Source organism: Methylomonas sp. PHL2-19, from assembly GCF_059331595.1.
On record NZ_CP196839.1, the window covers coordinates 3,612,949 to 3,631,967 of the forward strand.

Annotated in this window: 17 protein-coding genes; 2 read left to right on the top strand and 15 right to left on the bottom strand. The window is 50.6% G+C overall.

The features are described 5' to 3' along the window. Nucleotides 1–5 precede the first annotated feature (5 nt). The 13 genes from ACR02O_RS16670 to ACR02O_RS16730 form a co-directional block, all read right to left on the bottom strand. On the bottom strand, nucleotides 6–734 hold the full coding sequence (locus ACR02O_RS16670) for an esterase family protein (RefSeq protein WP_033158075.1): 729 nt from the start codon (nucleotides 732–734) through the stop codon (nucleotides 6–8). A 3-nt stretch (nucleotides 735–737) separates the two neighbouring features. Next, nucleotides 738–1,697, bottom strand: coding sequence for an acetylxylan esterase (locus ACR02O_RS16675; RefSeq protein ID WP_458137840.1), 960 nt, complete (start codon nucleotides 1,695–1,697; stop codon nucleotides 738–740). Between the two features lie 167 nt (nucleotides 1,698–1,864). After that, nucleotides 1,865–2,170: an integration host factor subunit beta gene (locus ACR02O_RS16680; protein ID WP_084153381.1), complete on the bottom strand. Its 306-nt coding sequence runs from the start codon at nucleotides 2,168–2,170 to the stop codon at nucleotides 1,865–1,867. A 66-nt stretch (nucleotides 2,171–2,236) separates the two neighbouring features. Next, complete coding sequence (rpsA, locus tag ACR02O_RS16685) at nucleotides 2,237–3,898, bottom strand: 30S ribosomal protein S1 (protein ID WP_033158077.1); 1,662 nt, start codon at nucleotides 3,896–3,898, stop codon at nucleotides 2,237–2,239. Nucleotides 3,899–3,994: 96 nt separating this feature from the next. After that, a complete protein-coding gene (gene cmk, locus ACR02O_RS16690) occupies nucleotides 3,995–4,651 on the bottom strand; it encodes a (d)CMP kinase (RefSeq protein ID WP_458137841.1) in 657 nt (218 codons plus the stop codon). A 1-nt stretch (nucleotide 4,652) separates the two neighbouring features. Beyond that, nucleotides 4,653–5,969, bottom strand: a complete 1,317-nt coding sequence (gene aroA / locus ACR02O_RS16695) for a 3-phosphoshikimate 1-carboxyvinyltransferase (protein ID WP_458137842.1) — start codon at nucleotides 5,967–5,969, stop codon at nucleotides 4,653–4,655. A 10-nt stretch (nucleotides 5,970–5,979) separates the two neighbouring features. After that, nucleotides 5,980–6,855, bottom strand: coding sequence for a prephenate dehydrogenase (locus ACR02O_RS16700; protein WP_458137843.1), 876 nt, complete (start codon nucleotides 6,853–6,855; stop codon nucleotides 5,980–5,982). Next, nucleotides 6,848–7,951: a histidinol-phosphate transaminase gene (hisC, locus tag ACR02O_RS16705; protein ID WP_458137844.1), complete on the bottom strand. Its 1,104-nt coding sequence runs from the start codon at nucleotides 7,949–7,951 to the stop codon at nucleotides 6,848–6,850. The genes ACR02O_RS16700 and hisC overlap by 8 nt, the downstream gene beginning before the upstream one ends. Nucleotides 7,952–7,962: 11 nt before the next feature. Further along, nucleotides 7,963–9,048 carry a prephenate dehydratase gene (gene pheA, locus ACR02O_RS16710; protein ID WP_458137845.1) on the bottom strand — a complete coding sequence of 362 codons (1,086 nt, stop codon included), beginning with the start codon at nucleotides 9,046–9,048 and terminating at the stop codon, nucleotides 7,963–7,965. A gap of 10 nt (nucleotides 9,049–9,058) precedes the next feature. Next, nucleotides 9,059–10,138 (bottom strand): 3-phosphoserine/phosphohydroxythreonine transaminase, encoded by a 1,080-nt coding sequence (gene serC / locus ACR02O_RS16715; protein WP_494522041.1) that lies wholly within the window; start codon nucleotides 10,136–10,138, stop codon nucleotides 9,059–9,061. Nucleotides 10,139–10,140: 2 nt separating this feature from the next. Next, nucleotides 10,141–12,756 carry a DNA gyrase subunit A gene (gene gyrA / locus ACR02O_RS16720; protein ID WP_458137847.1) on the bottom strand — a complete coding sequence of 872 codons (2,616 nt, stop codon included), beginning with the start codon at nucleotides 12,754–12,756 and terminating at the stop codon, nucleotides 10,141–10,143. A gap of 126 nt (nucleotides 12,757–12,882) precedes the next feature. Then, nucleotides 12,883–13,602 carry a dienelactone hydrolase family protein gene (locus tag ACR02O_RS16725; protein WP_458137848.1) on the bottom strand — a complete coding sequence of 240 codons (720 nt, stop codon included), beginning with the start codon at nucleotides 13,600–13,602 and terminating at the stop codon, nucleotides 12,883–12,885. 22 nt (nucleotides 13,603–13,624) lie between these two features. Next, nucleotides 13,625–14,107 (bottom strand): low molecular weight protein-tyrosine-phosphatase, encoded by a 483-nt coding sequence (locus ACR02O_RS16730; protein ID WP_458137849.1) that lies wholly within the window; start codon nucleotides 14,105–14,107, stop codon nucleotides 13,625–13,627. Between the two features lie 125 nt (nucleotides 14,108–14,232). Here ACR02O_RS16730 and ACR02O_RS16735 point away from each other — a divergent pair, with 125 nt between their 5' ends. Continuing rightward, nucleotides 14,233–15,984, top strand: a complete 1,752-nt coding sequence (locus tag ACR02O_RS16735) for a methyl-accepting chemotaxis protein (protein ID WP_033158087.1) — start codon at nucleotides 14,233–14,235, stop codon at nucleotides 15,982–15,984. A gap of 146 nt (nucleotides 15,985–16,130) precedes the next feature. Next, on the top strand, nucleotides 16,131–16,961 hold the full coding sequence (locus tag ACR02O_RS16740) for an HDOD domain-containing protein (protein ID WP_458137850.1): 831 nt from the start codon (nucleotides 16,131–16,133) through the stop codon (nucleotides 16,959–16,961). A 102-nt stretch (nucleotides 16,962–17,063) separates the two neighbouring features. Here ACR02O_RS16740 and ACR02O_RS16745 read toward each other — a convergent pair whose 3' ends face one another. Beyond that, a complete protein-coding gene (locus tag ACR02O_RS16745) occupies nucleotides 17,064–17,708 on the bottom strand; it encodes a response regulator transcription factor (protein ID WP_494522042.1) in 645 nt (214 codons plus the stop codon). Continuing rightward, the gene (locus ACR02O_RS16750; RefSeq protein ID WP_458137852.1) at nucleotides 17,705–19,018 is read right to left on the bottom strand and encodes a histidine kinase; all 1,314 of its coding nucleotides are present in this window, start codon (nucleotides 19,016–19,018) and stop codon (nucleotides 17,705–17,707) included. Before ACR02O_RS16750 ends, ACR02O_RS16745 begins: the two co-directional genes overlap by 4 nt. Nucleotide 19,019 lies beyond the last annotated feature (1 nt).

Here is a 19,019-nt window from a genome sequence, read left to right on the forward strand (position 1 = left end):
GTCTGTCAGATATACAGCGGGGCCATTCTGCGCCAGTAGTGGCCTTGATGCGCGCGCCCTTCCCATTCGTATAAGGCATGGGGAATACCCTTGGCCGCTAATATGTGACTTAACTCGTGATTGTTCTGCAAGAACGGATCTTCCTTACCGATCACCAAAGTAATTTCCATTTGCTGCAAATGCTTTAATTGCGCTTGGCAATTCAGGTTGGGTAAAAAATGCGTTGGCGTGTGGAAATAGACATGATCGTCATAGTAGCCGTCGAATAGGTTTTTGAAACACTCTACTTCCAGCGTCAAATCGAAACGACCGGAGAACGCTACTAATTTTCTGAACAAATGCGGGTGACGGAAAGCAATATTGGCCGCATGATAACCGCCTAAACTACAGCCGTGCGCGATGACGCAGGGGTGTGGATTTTTCAAGGCCATGAACGGCATGATTTCGTTCAGTATGTAGTCTTCGAAAAACATGTGCCGCTGAATACGGTCTTTCGGCTTGCGCCAAAAGCAGTAAAAAGTTTCATGATCAATGCTGTCAACACAGTACAGTTGTATGTGTCCCGCTTCAATTTTATTGCGTAACCGTTCGACAATGCCGAGGTTCTCGTACTCGTAAAACCGGCCGTCTCGAGTAGGAAATATCAGCACTTTGGCCCCGGCATGCCCGAAAACCAGGAACTCCATGTCGCGACCCAAGCGCGGGCTGTACCAGTGATGATATTCGCGATTCATAATCTAAAGCGACGATTCCCCGAAAAAACTTTGCAGCTCCGCAATCAGCTGCCGCTCCTGATCATGTTGGCGCGGATAATCAAAATGCCCCGCATCCAATATAAATAACTGTTTATCGCCGGCCCAAGCATTGTAGATTGCAAATTGTCCGGGAGGGGCTACGACCGGATCGAATCGCGCGACGGCACCATGCAAGGGTTGCGATGCATAACGCGCCGAAACAGCCGCATCATAATAGGCTAATGTGTCAAACACATTATGATGAGTTTGACTGTAGGCTTTCAAAGCCGCGGCACTGCCGCTGGTAGGCAAGCTTAAACGCAAAGGTTGGTTGCCGAAGGTGGGCACATTTAAGTGCACTCGCTTGATCCTGGCATCCCAGGGCGCGGCCAGTGCTCCGATTCCGCCACCAAAGCTAATGCCCATGTAGCCGATCTTATCCACGCTTACTGGATAATGCTCAGCCAGAACGGTTACAGCCAACCATAGATCTTCTACGCATCCGCCGATTACATAATGATTAAGATCATCAATGCCTTGCACGACATGTTGATTGGGTTGTTCCGGCAAACGCTCGCAGCGGCTGCGAGATATGCCGCGAAAACAAGGAAAAAGCAAGGCGGCACCCGGTATGTTCAGATGAAAATCGGGTTGCTCTCTGCCGCCGTAACCATGGCCGACCACTATGCTCTGAGTAATGGGGTGCGCATCCGGCTCAAGCAACCAGCCGGCTATCTGAAAATCATCGGTAGACCGATAGCTAATGTCATAAACCCGATAGCCTGCGCGCTGGCATTGGTAATTCAGAGAAAATTGCGGAGAGACCGTTAAGGCTTTTTGATATTTATCCTGCCAAAACCGACAGAAATCGGCAGGCTCTTGCGGTGCGGGAACACTTAACAGATCGTCGAGACTGTAGCCATAGCCAGGATCATAGCTGTAATAATGATCAAATAAGCTCACGGGCTACCGGCCTGATTAAATTCTAGCTAGATCCTGTATTAAGGGTCTATTTAGCAATGGGGCAAAAATTTTAAGCGGCGGACACTGCCGCCACTAGAAAATCATCTAAAGTACAACACCATCCCTAACATGGGAGGGCGTCGCTATTGTTGGTTTACAAGCTATCGTCAATCGACGATTTTGTATTTTTCCCTGGAAGCATCAACCATATCCCGTAACTCCTTTCCCGGTTTAAAATGCGGCACATGCTTTTCTGTTAAGGACACTGAATCGCCGGTCTTGGGGTTACGTCCCAGTCGTGCAGAACGATGGTGTAACGAAAAACTGCCAAAACCTCTAATTTCTATCCTATCGCCACTTGCCAACGTATCGCTCAAGTGATCAACAACGCATCTAACTGCCAATTCAACATCTTTAAGCGCGAGATGAGGCTGTTTTCGTGCCAGCATCTCTATCAATTCTGATTTCGTCACATCCAACCCTGAATAATCAAAAAAGGGTGGCATGAGCTAGTCATGCCACCCTTGGAGATGGTTTTACTACTTGTCCATTTGTTTAAAGATATCGCCTAATGTGGCTGTGCCAGCATTTTGTGACGAGTAATCTTTAATAGCATTAGACTCTTCTTCGACATCTTTCGCTTTGATAGACAAAGAAATAGATTTAGTCTTTTTGTCGACACCGACAAATTTAGCTTCGATTTCTTCGCCTTCTTTCAACAAAGTACGGGCATCTTCGACGCGGTCACGTTGGATTTCGGAAGCGCGCAAGTAACCTTCGACGTTATCGGCCAAGGTTACAACCGCACCTTTAGCATCGATTTCCTTGATGACGCCTTTAACTAAGCTGCCTTTTTCATGCACAGCAATGTAGTTTTGGAAAGGATCTTGTTCGAGTTGTTTGATACCCAAAGAGATACGTTCGCGCTCGGAATCAACAGCCAAGATAACGGTTTCGACTTCGTCACCTTTTTTGTAATTGCGAATCGCTTCTTCGTCGTTCTCATTCCAGGAAATATCGGACATGTGAACCAGGCCGTCGATGCCGCCGTCCAAACCAATGAAGATACCGAAATCGGTGATGGATTTGATTTTGCCGCTGATTTTGTCGCCTTTGTTGTGCGTTGCAGCAAATTCATCCCAAGGGTTGGAACGGCATTGTTTCATGCCCAGTGAAATCCGACGACGTTCTTCGTCGATTTCCAGAACCATGACTTCGACTTCGTCGCCCAGTTGTACGACTTTGGATGGATTGACGTTTTTGTTAGTCCAGTCCATTTCGGACACGTGAACCAGGCCTTCAACACCCTCTTCGATTTCCACGAAGCAACCGTAGTCGGTCAGGTTATTGACTTTACCGAACACGCGAGTGCCGGCAGGGTAGCGACGAGCGATGTTTTGCCATGGATCTTCATCCATTTGTTTCATGCCCAACGAGACGCGGGTTTTATCTTTGTCGAATTTCAGGACTTTAACTTTAACTTCCTGACCGATTTCTACGCACTCGGATGGGTGACGGACGCGGCGCCATGCCATGTCGGTGATATGCAGCAGACCGTCGACGCCGCCCAGATCGATAAACGCACCATAGTCGGTGAGGTTTTTAACGATACCGGTAACGATCGCGCCGTCTTGCAGGGTTTTAACCAATTCTTCGCGCTCTGCGCTGTATTCGCTTTCGACGACTGCACGACGTGACAACACGACGTTGTTACGTTTTTGGTCGATTTTGATGACTTTAAATTCCAGATCGCGATTTTCCAGGAAAGCAGTATCGCGGATAGGACGAACGTCTACCAGAGAGCCTGGCAAGAAGGCGCGCAATGCACCGACTGCAACAGTGAAACCGCCACGTACTTTGCCATTGATACGGCCGACGATGGTTTCTTGTGTTTCAAAGGCTTTTTCCAGTTCCGCCCAAGCTTTACTTTTCTTGGCTTTATCACGGGAAAGAAGAGTAGCGCCCAAGCCATCTTCGAATAAATCGAGAGCTACCTCAATTTCGTCACCAACGTTGACCTCTAGGTCGCCGTCGGCATTCAGAAATTGCCATTTCGGAATGACCCCTTCTGATTTGGCTTGCGTGCTGACGATAACAAATTCGTTTTCGATATCAACAACGGTACCAATTAGCATTGCGCCAGGACGCATTTCCGTCTTGGCATAACTCTCTTCAAACAACTCTGCAAAGCTTTCGCCCATCTCTACTTTCCCAAACTTGCTAAGACTCAAGCAAGCTTTCTCTTCTCTGAAATTAAAATAAAGTCATCGACAACAATTCGATAACCACCAATAGCCTTAAGCGACTAAATTTACTACCTGATCAATCACTTGTTGAATAGTCAAACTGGATGAATCGATAAAATGTGCACCTTCCGGTACGGTGAGCGGAGCCGCAGCTCGCTGCTGATCGCGATGATCGCGTTCTTCTATTTCCCGAGTGATTTGGGGAAGATTAGCATCAATCCCCTTTTCAATCAACTGTTTATATCTTCTCAGCGCTCTTTCCTCCGCGCTGGCGGTTAAATAAACCTTGATTTTGGCATCTTGAAACACCACGCTACCCATATCGCGGCCGTCCGCGACCAAGCCTGGAAGTCTTTGAAAATCCTTTTGTTTTTGCAATAACACTGCCCTTACTTCCGGATAAGCTGCAATGACGGACGCAGTATTGCCGGTGGTTTCGGTGCCCAATTGACTGGTAATGTCGATGCCATCAAGCTTAACGATCAACTCGTCGCCGCAATCGAATTCTAACGACATGGCTTCAGCGACTCGGCAAATAGCGGTTACGTCCGATAACTCAAGACCCGATTTTAAAACCGCAACAGCTAACGAACGATAAATCGAGCCGCTGTCCAGATAATTCCAGCCCAAAAGTTTCGCGACGGCGCGGCTGACCGTGCCTTTACCTGCGCCACTGGGACCATCTATCGTCAATACGGGTACTTGCATCTTAAAAACTCGTTAATGCCAAACCCAGTTTGGTAGCCAAATCGCGGAACTCCGGAAATGATGTATTCACGTTCGCACAATCCCTGATGGTGATCGGGCCGTTGGCGCGCAAACCGGCAATCGAAAAGGACATAGCGATACGGTGATCGCCATGCGATTCCACTTCCCCAGTGCCAATATGACCGCCGCCGTTAATCACCATACCATCTTTGGTTGGCTGCGCATCGACACCGAGAATTTGCAAACCGTCAGCCATCACTTGAATCCGGTCGGATTCCTTGACTCGTAATTCTTCGGCGCCAGTCAATACGGTTTGGCCTTCCGCACAAGCAGCGGCCACGAACAAGACTGGAAACTCGTCGATTGCCAGCGGCACCAAATGCTCGGGGATGTTGATGCCTTTCAACTGTGCCGAACGCACACGCAAATCGGCTACGGGTTCACCGCCGACTTCTCTCTCGTTCAATACTTCGATATTCGCCCCCATCAAGCCCAAAATATCGATCACGCCGGTACGTGTCGGATTGATGCCGACGTGACGCAAGGTCACATCCGAATCAGGCGCAATACTGGCACCGACCAGAAAGAACGCCGCCGAGGAAATATCGCTGGGTACATCAATGCGGGCGGCAGTCAATTTGCCTTGATTGGTAATGCAGGCTGTGCTGCCTTCGCGGATGACTGGATAACCAAATCCGTTCAACATCCGCTCGGTATGGTCGCGGGTCGGCGCTGGTTCGGTGACGCTGGTTTCGCCTTCGGCATACATGCCCGCCAACAGTAAACAGGATTTGACCTGAGCGCTGGCGATAGGCATATCGTAATGAATGCCTTGTAATTTTCCGGCCTTGCCTTTGATATGCAGTGGCGCGGTGCCATTTTCCTGGGTAACAATCTCGGCGCCCATCAGCGCCAAAGGTGCGGTCACCCGTTTCATCGGCCGGGATTCCAGCGATTTATCGCCAGTTAAAACAGTATCGAATGGTTGCCCGGCCAGCAAACCCGACAGCAAACGCATCGAAGTACCGGAGTTGCCCAGATACAAAGGTTTCTCGGGTGCTTTCAGGCCATGCTTGCCAACGCCGTGTATCGTCACTTCGCCATTAACAGGCCCTTCGATTTTTACGCCCATGGCCCGAAACGCTTCCAAGGTAGAAATAGCATCTTCCGCATTCAAAAAACCGGTGACGTGCGTGACGCCTTCCGCCAACGAGCCCAGCATGATGGAACGGTGCGACATGGATTTATCGCCCGGCACACGGATTTCGCCGCGCAAACTACCGCCGGGCTGTACTTGAAAAGTAATGGTTTGTGACATGTTAATCTTCTTAGTCTTCTTGTTGATCGAGAAAACGCTGCCGGGCATTTCTGGCATACGTAAAGGTTTCAAACAATTGCGCAGACTTATCCTCAACCAGCAATTGTTCTATTTTGCTTAATTCCGCTTGAAACTGGCGAATCAAGGGCACGATTTCCTGCTTATTGGCCAGACAGATGTCCTGCCACATGGTCGGATCGCTGGAGGCGATACGACTGAAATCCCTGAAACCGCCGGCGGCATATTTGAATATCTCGCGCTGTTCGTCCTTGCGCCCCAATAAACCGACCAAGGCGAAAGCCAAAATATGCGGCAAATGGCTGGTGGCGGCCAGCACGGTATCGTGATGTTCTACCGACATCACCGAAACGCTGGAGCCGATCTTTTCCCAAAATGCATGGATTTTCGCCAGCGCCACCTTATCGGTGCCTTCTAGCGGCGTCAGGATCAGGCGGCGATTGACAAACAAATCGACGGTCGAAGCATCCACACCGCTGCGCTCGGCGCCGGCAATCGGATGCGCAGGCACAAAATTCGTCGGTACGCTGCCGAAGACCGCTTCCAGCGCGGATACCACGCTGCCCTTGGTGCTGCCGGCATCGCTATAAATAGTGTCCGGGTTCCAATAAGGTTTAATTTGTTCGAAGATAGCCCGCATGCTGCCGACCGGCGTCGCGATAATCACGCAATCGGTATTTTCCAGCGCAGCGGCTATGTCAGTGTAAAACTGGTCGATGACACCGAGTTGCTTCGCCAATTGCATATTTGGCAGATTTTTCTCGCGGCCGTAGGCAACGACTTCGCGACATATGCCTTGGGCACGCGCGGCCCTGGCAATAGAACCGCCGATCAAACCGATGCCGATGACGCACAGGCGGTTAAACACCGCTCAGCACCTCGCGCAATGCTTTTATAAATATGGCGTTCTCACGTTCGGTGCCGATGCTGACACGCAGGTGGTTAGGCATTTCGTAATTGGCGACCGGCCGCACGATCACACCCTGGCGCAGCAAGGCCTCGTAAATCGGCAACGCCGGTTGTTTCACATCTACGGAAACAAAATTGCCGGATGAAGGTATCCACGGTAAGTCCAATTCCTTAAAAGCGTTGGTCAATTGCACCATGCCGGCATTGTTAAGAGCCACGGTCTGATTCAGATAATCGGCGTCTCCCAGTGCTGCTTCTGCTGCAGCTAACGCCAACATGCTGCAATTGAAAGGCTGACGGACCCGGTTCAACAAATCGGCGATGTCAGGCGAGGAAATTCCGTAACCGATGCGCAAGCCCGCCAAGCCGTAGGCCTTGGAGAACGTACGGGCAATAATCAGATTCGGATAACGATTCGGCCAAGCCAACGATTCGGTTCGCACGGCAGGATCGACAAACTCGTAATAAGCCTCGTCTAAGACGCACAGCACATCGGCCGGCAAATCAGCGATAAAGCTTTCCAGTTCGTTTTTATCCAGCAAAGTACCGGTCGGATTATTGGGATTGGCGATAAACACGACTCGGGTTTTTGGACCGACTTGCGCCCGCATTGCCGCCAAATCATGCCCGTAATTTTTAGCCGGCACCACTTTGGCTTTGGCGCCGACAGCTTGCGTCAGAATCGGATATAACGCGAATGCGTGCTGGGAAAACACTACTTCCAGTTCCGGCATAACGAAAGTCCGCATCACCAATTCCAGAATTTCGCTGGAACCGTTACCCAGGGTAATTTGCTCGGGTGCTACATTTAATTTGGCCGACAATTCGGCTTTCAATGTAAAACCGCTACCGTCGGGGTAGCGGGTTAATTCGGGCAAGGTTGCTTGAATGGCCGCCGCGACTTTGGCGCCGGTGCCCAATGGATTTTCGTTGGAAGCCAGCTTGATGACTTCTGCGATACCCAGCTCGCGCTGCAATTCATCCACCGGTTTACCGGGCACATAAGGCACCAGCTGTTGAACGCCGGCAGTAGCAAGTTCTAAAAATTTGTTCATCGAATTAAAGATTAAATGACGGCTTTTGGATAAGAGCCGAGGATTTTCAACATTTTGACGTTGTTTTGCAGGGCTTCCAGTGCTTTGGCCACGTCGGGATCGTCTCGATGACCATCAATATCGATAAAAAACACGTATTCCCACAAACCCTGCCGCGATGGCCTGGACTCGATATGCGCCATGCTGATGCCGTATTCTGCAAACGGCCCCAAAATCTTATGCAAGGCGCCGGCTTGATTGCCGGTGGACACCAAAATGGATGTTTTATCCAGCCCGGTGGATGCCGGCTGCTGTTTGCCGATGACGATAAAGCGTGTGGTATTGTTGGATTCATCCTCGATGTGTTGCTCGATGATGTTCAACTCATACAATTCGGCCGCCATCAGACCGGCTATCGCCGCTTTATTGTGGTCCAAAGACGCCAGCCTGGCGGCTTCGGCATTACTGCTGACCGCCGTGCAGGGCACACCCGGCAAATAGCTATTCAGCCATTGCCGACACTGCGCCAAGGATTGTTGATGCGAATAGACTTCGTTAATCGCCGCCAACGTGTCCATTTTACCGAGTAGGTTTTGATGCACCCGGATTTCGACTTCGCCGCAAATTTGCAAGGACGTGGTCATAAAACGGTCCAGCGTATGCGCAATTACGCCTTCGGTGGAATTTTCCACAGGCACCACGCCGAATTGACAATGACCGGTTTCCACCGCCAAAAAAATCTCCGGTATTGTCGCCACCGGAATACCCTTCACGGCGTGACCGAAATGTTTGAAGGTTGCTTGCTGGGTAAAGGTGCCAACCGGCCCCAAAAACGCCACTTCCAAGGGTTTTTCCAAAGCCAAACAAGCCGACATCAATTCCCGGAATAGATGCACCGAGGCATCGTCGCTTAACGGGCCCGGATTCAGCTCCTTGATTTTGCGCAACACCTGAGCTTCGCGATCAGCACGGTAAAAACTACCGGTTTCGCCTTCGGCCATTTTGGTTCTGGCTACTTCAATAGCGCACTCCGCCCGCCGATTGATCAACTGCAATATTTGCTGATCAATCGCGTCGATACGTTCGCGCAGCTCCGATAAAGGAATAATCGCCGTCATTTTGGATTGCTTAGTGAGTACGTTCGAACTCGGCCATGAAATCGATCAAGGCATCGACCCCAGCTTCCGGCATGGCGTTGTAAATACTGGCGCGCATGCCTCCGACCGAGCGATGACCCTGCAGGGAACCCAAGCCATTTTTCTCGGCCAGCGTCAAAAACTCTTTATCCAGAGCCGCATCGGCTAACACGAACGGCACGTTCATTCTGGAACGGTATTCCTTGACCACCGGGTTACTGTACAAATTAGACTCATCTATGGCTTGGTATAATCTGGCTGCCTTGGCGATATTACGTTGTTCGATGGCTACAATGCCGCCTTGCTGTTTCAGCCATTGCAACACTAGACCTAGCAAATACCAGTTATAAGTGGCCGGTGTGTTTAACATCGAATCGGCTTTTGCTTGCTGCTGATAATCAAAAACCGCTGGCACGGATTTCGGTGCCAACCCGACCAAATCCTCGCGAACGATGACCACGGTCACGCCGGATGGCCCCATGTTTTTTTGTGTACCGGCGTAAATAATGCCGTAGCGGCTGACATCGACCGGACGCGACAAAATGTTCGAAGACATATCGCACACCAAGGGCAAATCCCCCGCGTCGGGAACTTCGGAAAATTCCACGCCGTGAATGGTTTCGTTGGAGGTGTAGTGCAGATAAGCGGCGTCTTTATCGATATTCCAGGTATCGAGCGCTGGAATAGTAGTAAATTTTTCGGCTTCCGAGGTGGCAGCGAGCTGTACTTCGCAATATTTACCGGCTTCTTTGATGGCACTGGTAGACCAGGCGCCGGTGTTCACGTAACTGGCCTTGGTTTTGCCGTTGAGAATATTCTGCGGAATCATCGCGAACTGCGCGCTGGCACCGCCTTGCAGGAACAGCACTTTGTAATTAGCAGGAATACCGAGCAGTTCGATCAAATCATTTTTCATCGCTTCGGCGATGGCCATGAAATGTTTGCCGCGGTGGCTCATTTCCATCACCGACATGCCGCTGTCTTGCCAATTCAACATCTCTTGTTGAGCTTGCAACAGTACCGATTCCGGCAACATGGACGGACCGGCGCTAAAGTTGTAAATCCTTGCCATCGTTACTCCTCTTCTCCGCCTTGTTCAGCGCTGTCTGTTTCCACCACATCAACATCGTTTTCGTCGATATCGCCGTCCACATCGTCTTCATCGCCCAGACCATCGATACGATCAACACCAACGACTCTTTCGCCCTTATCCAGACGAATGACGGTAACACCTTGAGTATTTCTGCCGACGATGGAAATTTCCTTAACCCGTGTCCGCACCAGCGTACCGCCGTCAGTGATCAACATGATCTCGTCAGTATCGTTAACCAATACCGCGCCGACTACCGCACCATTCCGCTCGGAGGTTTGAATTGCGATCAAGCCCTGCCCGCCGCGCCTATGCTGGGTAAACTCTTCCAGCTTAGTGCGTTTGCCGTAACCGTTTTCGGTGATATTCAACACCGTGCCTTCGCTGGCGATGATTAAGGATATGACTTTTTGGCCTTCCTGCAGACGGATACCGCGTACGCCGGTAGCGGTCCTGCCCATGGAGCGCACATCGGTTTCGTTGAAACACACCGCTTTGCCATCACTGCTGAACAACAACACGTTTTGCTGCCCGTCTGTAATCGCCACGCCCACTAAAGTGTCGTTTTCATTTAGATCGATAGCGATTTTGCCGTTACTGCGCTGGCGTTCGAACTCGGGCAACGGGGTTTTTTTCACGGTACCCGATGATGTGGCCATGAAAATGTATTTATCCGCACTGTACTCACGGACCGGCAACATCGCATTGATCTTCTCGCCTTCTTCCAGCGGCAACAGATTCACAAACGGCTTGCCGCGCGATGCCCGGCTGGCGACCGGCAGATTAAACACCCGCAACCAATAGACCTTACCCGCGGACGAGAAGCACAGAATCGTATCGTGAGTATTAGCGATGATTAGTTTTTCGACGAAATCGTTTTCCTTCGTTGCAGTCGCCGACTTGCCACGGCCGCCGCGGCGCTGAGCTTTGTAATCGCTGAGCGGCTGGGTTTTCACGTAACCCTCGTGCGACATCGTCACCACCATATCTTCTTCGGTAATCAGGTCTTCAGCGGACAGATTTGAATAATCCTGGACGATTTCGGTGCGGCGGGTATCGCCGTATTGAGTTTTGATCTCTTCCAGCTCTTCGCGGATCACTTCCATCAAACGCACATCGCTACCGAGAATATGCAGATATTCGTCTATCAACTCCAATAGTTGCTTGTATTCGTTGACGATTTTTTCTTGTTCCAAGCCGGTCAAGCGATGCAGACGCAAATCCAAAATAGCTTGCGCCTGATTTTCGGATAAGCGGTAAGAGCCGTCTACCAAGCCAAATTCGATAGACAAATCGTCCGGCCGCGAACGATCCGCATCGGCTCTATCCAGCAAGGCCGCAACCAAACCGGCATTCCAGGTCTGCGCTAGCAAGCCGACTTTGGCTTCTTGCGGGCTGGGCGAGGATTTGATCAGCTCGATCATCTCATCAATGTTGGCCAATGCAACCGCCAAACCTTCGAGGATATGCGCCCTTTCTCGCGCCTTGCGCAGGTTATAAATGGTTCTGCGGGTAACGATCTCCCGCCGGTGGTCTACAAACGCTAAGAGAATGTCTTTCAACCCCATCAAATGCGGCCGACCATCGTACAGAGCAACCATATTGATACCAAATACGGTCTGCATCTGGGTTTGTTTGTACAGATTATTTAGCACCACGTCCGGCACTTCACCACGACGCAGTTCAATCACCATGCGCATGCCGTCCTTGTCGGATTCGTCGCGCAGGCCCGATATACCGTCTAACTTACCTTCTTTAACCAATTCGGCGATTTTTTCCAGCAAGCGGGCTTTGTTGACCTGATACGGTAATTCAGTGGTGATGATAGCTTGGCGACCACTATCGCCAATGTCTTCAAAATGGCTGCGGCCACGCAGATAAATCCGGCCACGACCGGTGGCATACGCTTCAAAAATACCGGAAGCACCATTGATGATCCCTGCGGTCGGAAAATCCGGTCCCGGCACAATTTGCATTAATTCAGGGATGGTCAGATCGGGGTTTTCGATCAAGGCCAGGCAGGCGCTGATAATCTCACCCAGATTATGTGGAGGAATATTAGTGGCCATACCGACCGCGATGCCGGCAGAGCCATTGACTAACAGAGTAGGCACCCGAGTCGGCATCACCGTGGGTTCAGATTCCGATTCGTCGTAGTTGGCAACGAAGTCCACGGTTTCCTTATCCAGGTCCGCGAGTAATTCATGGGCGATTTTCGCCATTCGCACTTCGGTATACCGCATCGCCGCCGGCGAATCACCGTCCACCGAACCGAAGTTGCCTTGACCATCGATTAACATGTAGCGCAAGGAAAACGGCTGCGCCATCCGCACCATGGTGTCGTAAACCGCTGTATCACCATGCGGATGGTATTTACCGATCACGTCACCGACGATACGCGCCGACTTTTTATAAGGTTTGTTCCAGTCGTTTCCGAGCTCGTTCATCGCGTAAAGGACGCGACGGTGCACCGGCTTGAGGCCGTCTCTGACATCGGGAAGCGCCCTGCCGACGATCACGCTCATGGCGTAATCGAGGTAGGATTGTTTCATCTCGTCTTCGAGATTGACGGGGATAATTTCTTTAGCGAAGTCTGACATGGGTCCGTGGTTCCAGTGCAGTCGAAAGCTTATCGATCGACGGGTTAGCCTGAAGCATCAATTCCATTTAAGCATGGCTAACAGGTTTATAAAGCCGTCGATTATAGCAAACGCCACCCTCTGCCGTCAGGCAAAAATCTCGCTCAAAAAGTTTTGCATCGCCTGCCAAGACCGGCGATCAGCAACCGGCTGATAAACGGTACCAAAATCAGGATTATTAGCCACCGGGTTGGTAAAGGCGTGCATCGTATGCCCGTAGCTATGCAACTGCCAGTCCGCACCTGCCTTGGTTAATTCGTCTTGCAAGGCAAGTACTTGCTCAACGGAGGCCATAGGGTCGTCATAGCCATGCAACACCAGTACCTTAGCCTTAATTTGGGGGTTCGGGATATTTTCAGGCGCACTTAGCAATCCATGAAACGACACTACCCCGCGAATATCCACACCGGTCCGCGCCAAATCCAGCGCGCATAAACCACCAAAACAAAAGCCTATCGCCGCAATCTTGGCGTTGTCGGCCCAAGGCATCAGCTTGACTGTGGATAGTGCCGCTTGTAAGCGCTGTTGCAATTTCGCCCTATCTTGTATGAAGGGTTGCATCAATTTGGCGTTTTGTTCCGGCGTCTTACCTAGGACGCCTTTGCCGTACATATCGGTAGCGAACGCCAAGTAACCCAATTCCGCCAACTTGAAGGCCTTGTCAGCCACAAACTGGTCTCGCCCACCCCAAGCATGATGGATCAACACCACCGGTCTCTGACCGCCAATCGCATCGTCGTAAGCAAAAAAACCTTCCAGCACCGTGTCGCGATCCAGGTAACTGACCGTATTCGATATTATTGCCATAAGCTTTTTCCTATCCGGTTAATTAAAGCTCGCCCGTTTGTTGCAATGCCTGCAAAAATCCCGTAGATGCCTCTTCGACCATATCCAGCACCCGCTCAAAACCATAACTGCCACCGTAGTAAGGGTCTGGCACTTCGCGTTGATTCAAGTGCGGTGCATAATCGAGAAAATGGCGAATTTTATGACTCAAATCAATCGGACAGGCTTCTTTTAGTACGGCGTGATTTTCGTCGTCCATGACCAGAATGTGATCGAACGCTTCGAAATCTGCGGACACAACTTTGCGCGCCCGCAGATGTTTCAATTCAATCCCCCTGTCGCGAGCGGCTTTTTGCGCGCGCAGATCGGGCGCATCGCCAACATGGTAGGCATGGGTACCGGCTGAATCTATTTGAAAGCGCTCCGCCAGGTTTCTTGTAGACACTAAATGAGAGAAAACGCCTTCTGCGGTGGGCGATCGACAGATGTTACCCATACACACAAACAAAACCTTGATTTTCCGCATAGTTGTTAAGTTTTTAGAATAGTTGACGCTAAATTGTAAGCTATACTCGGTTGGCATGTCTTCAGGGCAGTACTGGAAAGACAGTTAATACAAGAAATTTAAAGCGTATTTTAGGGGAGTTTCGGATGTTGATGATGAACTGGCATTCTGTAGGGGTAAAGGTGGTTTCTATCACCATGTCGGTGCTAACACTTTTAGGCATAGCCATTTTGGTTGTTTACTCAAGCTTTGAGAAACAAAAGCTGATTGACCGGGAAATCAAAGCCTCGCGGCAACTACTCACTTTGTCCGAATCAATCCGCGACAATGTCGTAAAAAAATGGGAAGCCGGCATCTACACGCCTGAGCAACTCATGCAATTGGTCGAACAAAAAGGTAGCTCTAAAGCCAGAGAACTGGTGATCGCCACCGTACCGACGGCCAATGCCTGGGATGTCATCGAAGCAGAAGCCAAAGAGCACGGCTTTCGTTTCAAAGCACCGTCTCTTAACCCCCGAAACCCCCGGAACGCAGCGGATGACATCGAGCGTCAAGCGCTGGAGTTTTTCAGAAGCAACCCGTCCGCCCAAGACTTCAGCTACGTAGACGAAGAAAAACAGGAAGTCCGCTATTTACGCCCGGTCAAATTAGTCAAACAATGCGAATTGTGCCATGGCGACCCCAAGACGTCGCAAAGTCTCTGGAATAACGAAAAGGGCCAAGATTTACTGGGGTATCCGATGGAAAATCGCCACGCCGGCGACTTGCATGGTGCATTTGAGATCGTCACCCCATTCAGCGTGGCGCTAGCCGAGCTGAAGAATAATACCTTCTACGCTATCGGCTTCTTATGCATAACACTGATCATCATCGGTTTTACCGGCTACTTCACGATGAGCAAAATCATCATCGGTCCGCTGACAGCATTGGCTTTGAAACTGCAGGACATCGGTAGTGGCGAAGGCGACCTGCGGGCTCGCCTGGATGCGAGCGGCAAGTCGGAATTTGCCTGGATTGCATCGAGTTTTAATACCTTCGTGCGCAAAATAGCCAAAACCATCGACCAGATCAGCTCCACCAGCGAAAAACTGGCCAGCTCTTCTCACAAGCTTGCGAATATCACGCAATCGACTCAAGCCGGTGTCGAGCGACAATTGCACGAAACCACGTTGGTGGCTAATGCCATGAAGCAAATGACATCGACGGTGCAAGAAGTCGCCAAAAATGCCGTTAGAGCATCGGAAGCCGCGGAAATCGCCGACCGTGAAGCGTCGTCAGGCAAAAACATCGTGAAAGATGCGGTGCATGGCATCAACAGCTTGGCGTCTGAAGTGGAAAACGCCGCCAATGTGATACACGAACTGGAAAACGACAGTAACAGTATTGGCGAGGTATTAGGCGTGATTCAAGGTATTGCCGAGCAAACCAATTTGCTGGCACTGAACGCCGCCATAGAAGCCGCCAGGGCTGGAGAGCAAGGTCGAGGCTTTGCGGTAGTAGCGGATGAAGTCAGAACCTTGGCCAGCCGTACCCAAAATTCCACTTTGGAAATTCAAAAAACCATCGAACGCTTGCAGGACCGCGCGAAACAGGCCGTGGCCGTGATGGAAAACGGTAGAAGCCGCGCCAACTCCAGCGTAGAGCAAGCCGCATCCGCCGGCGGTTCGATAACCACTATCAGCGAACGTATCGATACCATTAACGATATGAATAATCAGATAGCCAGCGCGGCCGAGGAGCAAACCGCTGTAGCCGAGGAAATCAATCGCAACATCAGCAATATCAGCCGGGTATCCGAAGAGACTTCGATTGGCGCGAAAAATACGGCGGATGCCTGCCACGAATTACTTGACCTGGCGAATCAGTTACGCTCCATGGTTGGAAACTTTAAGACCTAGCGCAAACTCTATCTGCTCGGCCCGGCGTAACCATTATTCAGGGCGCGCCGGGACCATATCCAATGTTAAATTTGTACGGTTTGTTCGCCGAGGCTGGCTATAATTCACTAAGAATAATTACAGTTTCGTAGCTTAAGGATGAAGACATGCCCACAAAAATGAACCAACTGTTCGATGAAATCCACAAAATTCCGCAAGTACCCGAAGTCGTAAGATCCCTCATCAATCAGCTAAACAATCCCAACGCGGATATGCTCGACATAGCCAAAAACGTGGAAAAAGAGCAGGTGATTGTTTTAAAAATCCTGCGTTTGGTCAACTCCGCGCATTTTGGTTTATCCCGTAAAATTGGCTCTATAGATGAAGCCATCACCTTACTGGGCATGAACCAGCTGAAAACCTTGGTGATCGCATCCGGGATTGTCGGTGTGGTACCGCAATTGGATAATTTCGATGTCAAACAAAGCTGGCGGAATAGTTTTCGCACAGCAGGTTATGCAAGATGGTTCGCGGCCCAAGCGGGCCTGGCAGCCGACATCGCCTATACAGCCGGGCTAATCAGCAATCTGGGCAACCTGCTCATTCACATTGGCAGCCCCCGTGAAGCCAACGAAATTGATCAGCATGTAAAAAACGGCAACGTCAGACTTGAAATTGAAAAAAGGCGCTTGGGCTATACCAGCCCGGCAGTCTGCGCGGAGCTTTGCCGTCGCTGGAAATTTGCTGACGAATTGGTCGAAACCATCGAACAATCCGCGGAACCTCTGGCCGCGGACGCGCCAAACAAGTTAGCTTGCGCAGTTTTTCTCGCCCATGCAATCAGCGACTGCCAGGATCAGGGTTTGGATGAAAATCAAATTTTGGCTTCGCTACCCAATCAAGTCACCGCACTTTTAGGCCTATCGGAGCAACTTCTCAAGGAAAAATTGCCGGATGTTCTAGAGGCTAAATCTGAGCTCGACGGCCTTCTGGATTAAGAAACATAATTTTCGATAATCGTTCAGACGAAATTATTTTGCCTGAACGACGGCTAATTTATTCCTTCTCAGCCCCCCCCCCCCGCGCCCTAAAACCAACTATCAGCGCGCCGTCATCCCCAAATTGACCGCAATATGAGCAAGCTCTGTGGTAGTGTCAACCTGGAGCTTTTTCTTGATTTGCGTGGCGTAGTTCGCCACAGTTTTATGGCCCAGACACAGCTGATCGGCGATCTTATGCACCGTCAACCCTTGGGCAAGCAAACTAAATACATCGAACTCGCGTGCGGAAAAACCGGCTATTATCGCTTGATAACCGGTGTACCGCTGCTCTTCCCCGCCCCCCTTAACCAAACCGCGCTCGACATACTGTTGGCCAGCCATAATTGCCGCTATCGCTTCGGCAAGAATACCGGGAGCGCTATTTTTGGTGATATAGCCCTGCGCGCCGGCTGCCAATGCCCGGCTGACATAAACTTGTTCATGATGCACACTAAATACTAAAATTCTTGCCTCACTATCGCGCTGAATGATCCGCCGAATCGTTTCCAAACCGCCAATCCCTGGCATGGACAAATCCATCACCAACATATCGGGCTGTAATTCTTGATAAAGCTGAATAGCCTGTTCACCACGCTCGGCTTCGCCAATGACTTCGACACTATCCCCGGCAGCCAACAGCATTTTAAAACCAGCCCGCACTACCAGGTGGTCGTCCACCAACACGATTTTTATCTTGTTATTCATACGAGTGGGATTCGCGCATTAACCAACATACCTGAGCCAGGGCGAGACAACACCTGCAACTCGCCGTCCAGCGACTTGATGCGTTCTTTTATGCCCAGCAAACCAAAGCCTTGAGTGGTAGTCTGCAAATCGCAGCCGCGTCCGTCATCCTGCACTTTAAGTTGCAAACATGCCTGGGGGAGATCCAGCTTATCCAAGTCGATAGTCACGCTATGCGCTTGTGCATGGCGCACCACATTGGTCAAACACTCCTGAATCACCCGAAACACCTGAATAGTCAGATTTTTATCCAAACCGTCCACCGCATCGCTACAGCGAATCGTAAGCCGCAGGTCGGCATTGCGTTCCGACCAATGATTTACCATCTCTTCCAAAGTGGCCTTCAATCCCAACTCGGTCAAGACCAGAGGATGCAATTGCTGCATCATCGAACGCACCACGGTCATTAAGTGATCGCAAATTTCCGCGATTGTCGTGGTTATTTTCGCCGCGTCGGCTTTGCGATGTGCCGCCGTAACGGCCATCACTTTGATTGCCGTCAGGGATTGACCAAATTCGTCATGCAACTCCTGCGACAGACGTTGGCGCTCTTCTTCCTGAATGGCTAGCGAATGCTGTGTCAATGCGCGATTTTCCTGGCGGGTTTTTTCCAATTCAACCGTCATATGATTGATTGCCTTGGCAATATCATCGAATTCCTGCGTGGAAAATGGCGGCAATTGTTGCCGATATTGGCCGGTTTCGATCAGGCGCAAGGCGTCCACGATGACCGCAATCGATTGCAAAGACTTATTAAATACCAGATTAACCGCTAGAAAAGTCAACATAGTCAACAAGGAAATCGACGCAAAAAACGCCACGCTTTCCTGCCAGACTTCGGTGATTTCATCGAGCGGCTGAGCCTGAATAATCAGCGTCAATAACTTGCCGTCCTGCATGTTCAGCTGATGCTCGACTTTGGGATAGTCGCCCTTCACCAAGCGGATAAACCAACTAGGCGGCATTTCTTCGGGATTGGTCGGTTGATTTTCGCCGGCGAAATGGATTAACTGTCCGTCCGGCTTTTGCAATTGAATGCTCAAATGCCGCGTTTGCCGCAAGGCGCTGAAGCGGGATAAATCGTCGCTTTGTTGAAATACCGGCGTATCGGTGATGCCCAAGGTGATCAGCTGCAAGGCCAGATGAATCGAGGCATCCACCTCCTTCTCGACCGCTTGGCGGGCTTGCCAGACCGCAATCGCCCCGCCCAATACCAAAATACAAACCGAAGACAGCAGGATGCGACAGATAATCTGGTAGCGAAGGCTCATG

Coding starts and splice junctions, on each gene's coding strand:
- ACR02O_RS16670 (WP_033158075.1), bottom strand. CDS start 734: ATGAATCGCGAATATCATCACTGGTACAGCCCGCGCTTGGGTCGCGAC.
- rpsA (WP_033158077.1), bottom strand. CDS start 3,898: ATGGGCGAAAGCTTTGCAGAGTTGTTTGAAGAGAGTTATGCCAAGACG.
- cmk (WP_458137841.1), bottom strand. CDS start 4,651: ATGCAAGTACCCGTATTGACGATAGATGGTCCCAGTGGCGCAGGTAAA.
- aroA (WP_458137842.1), bottom strand. CDS start 5,969: ATGTCACAAACCATTACTTTTCAAGTACAGCCCGGCGGTAGTTTGCGC.
- hisC (WP_458137844.1), bottom strand. CDS start 7,951: ATGAACAAATTTTTAGAACTTGCTACTGCCGGCGTTCAACAGCTGGTG.
- pheA (WP_458137845.1), bottom strand. CDS start 9,048: ATGACGGCGATTATTCCTTTATCGGAGCTGCGCGAACGTATCGACGCG.
- serC (WP_494522041.1), bottom strand. CDS start 10,138: ATGGCAAGGATTTACAACTTTAGCGCCGGTCCGTCCATGTTGCCGGAA.
- gyrA (WP_458137847.1), bottom strand. CDS start 12,756: ATGTCAGACTTCGCTAAAGAAATTATCCCCGTCAATCTCGAAGACGAG.
- ACR02O_RS16725 (WP_458137848.1), bottom strand. CDS start 13,602: ATGGCAATAATATCGAATACGGTCAGTTACCTGGATCGCGACACGGTG.
- ACR02O_RS16730 (WP_458137849.1), bottom strand. CDS start 14,107: ATGCGGAAAATCAAGGTTTTGTTTGTGTGTATGGGTAACATCTGTCGA.
- ACR02O_RS16735 (WP_033158087.1), top strand. CDS start 14,233: ATGTTGATGATGAACTGGCATTCTGTAGGGGTAAAGGTGGTTTCTATC.
- ACR02O_RS16740 (WP_458137850.1), top strand. CDS start 16,131: ATGCCCACAAAAATGAACCAACTGTTCGATGAAATCCACAAAATTCCG.
- ACR02O_RS16745 (WP_494522042.1), bottom strand. CDS start 17,708: ATGAATAACAAGATAAAAATCGTGTTGGTGGACGACCACCTGGTAGTG.
- ACR02O_RS16750 (WP_458137852.1), bottom strand. CDS start 19,018: ATGAGCCTTCGCTACCAGATTATCTGTCGCATCCTGCTGTCTTCGGTT.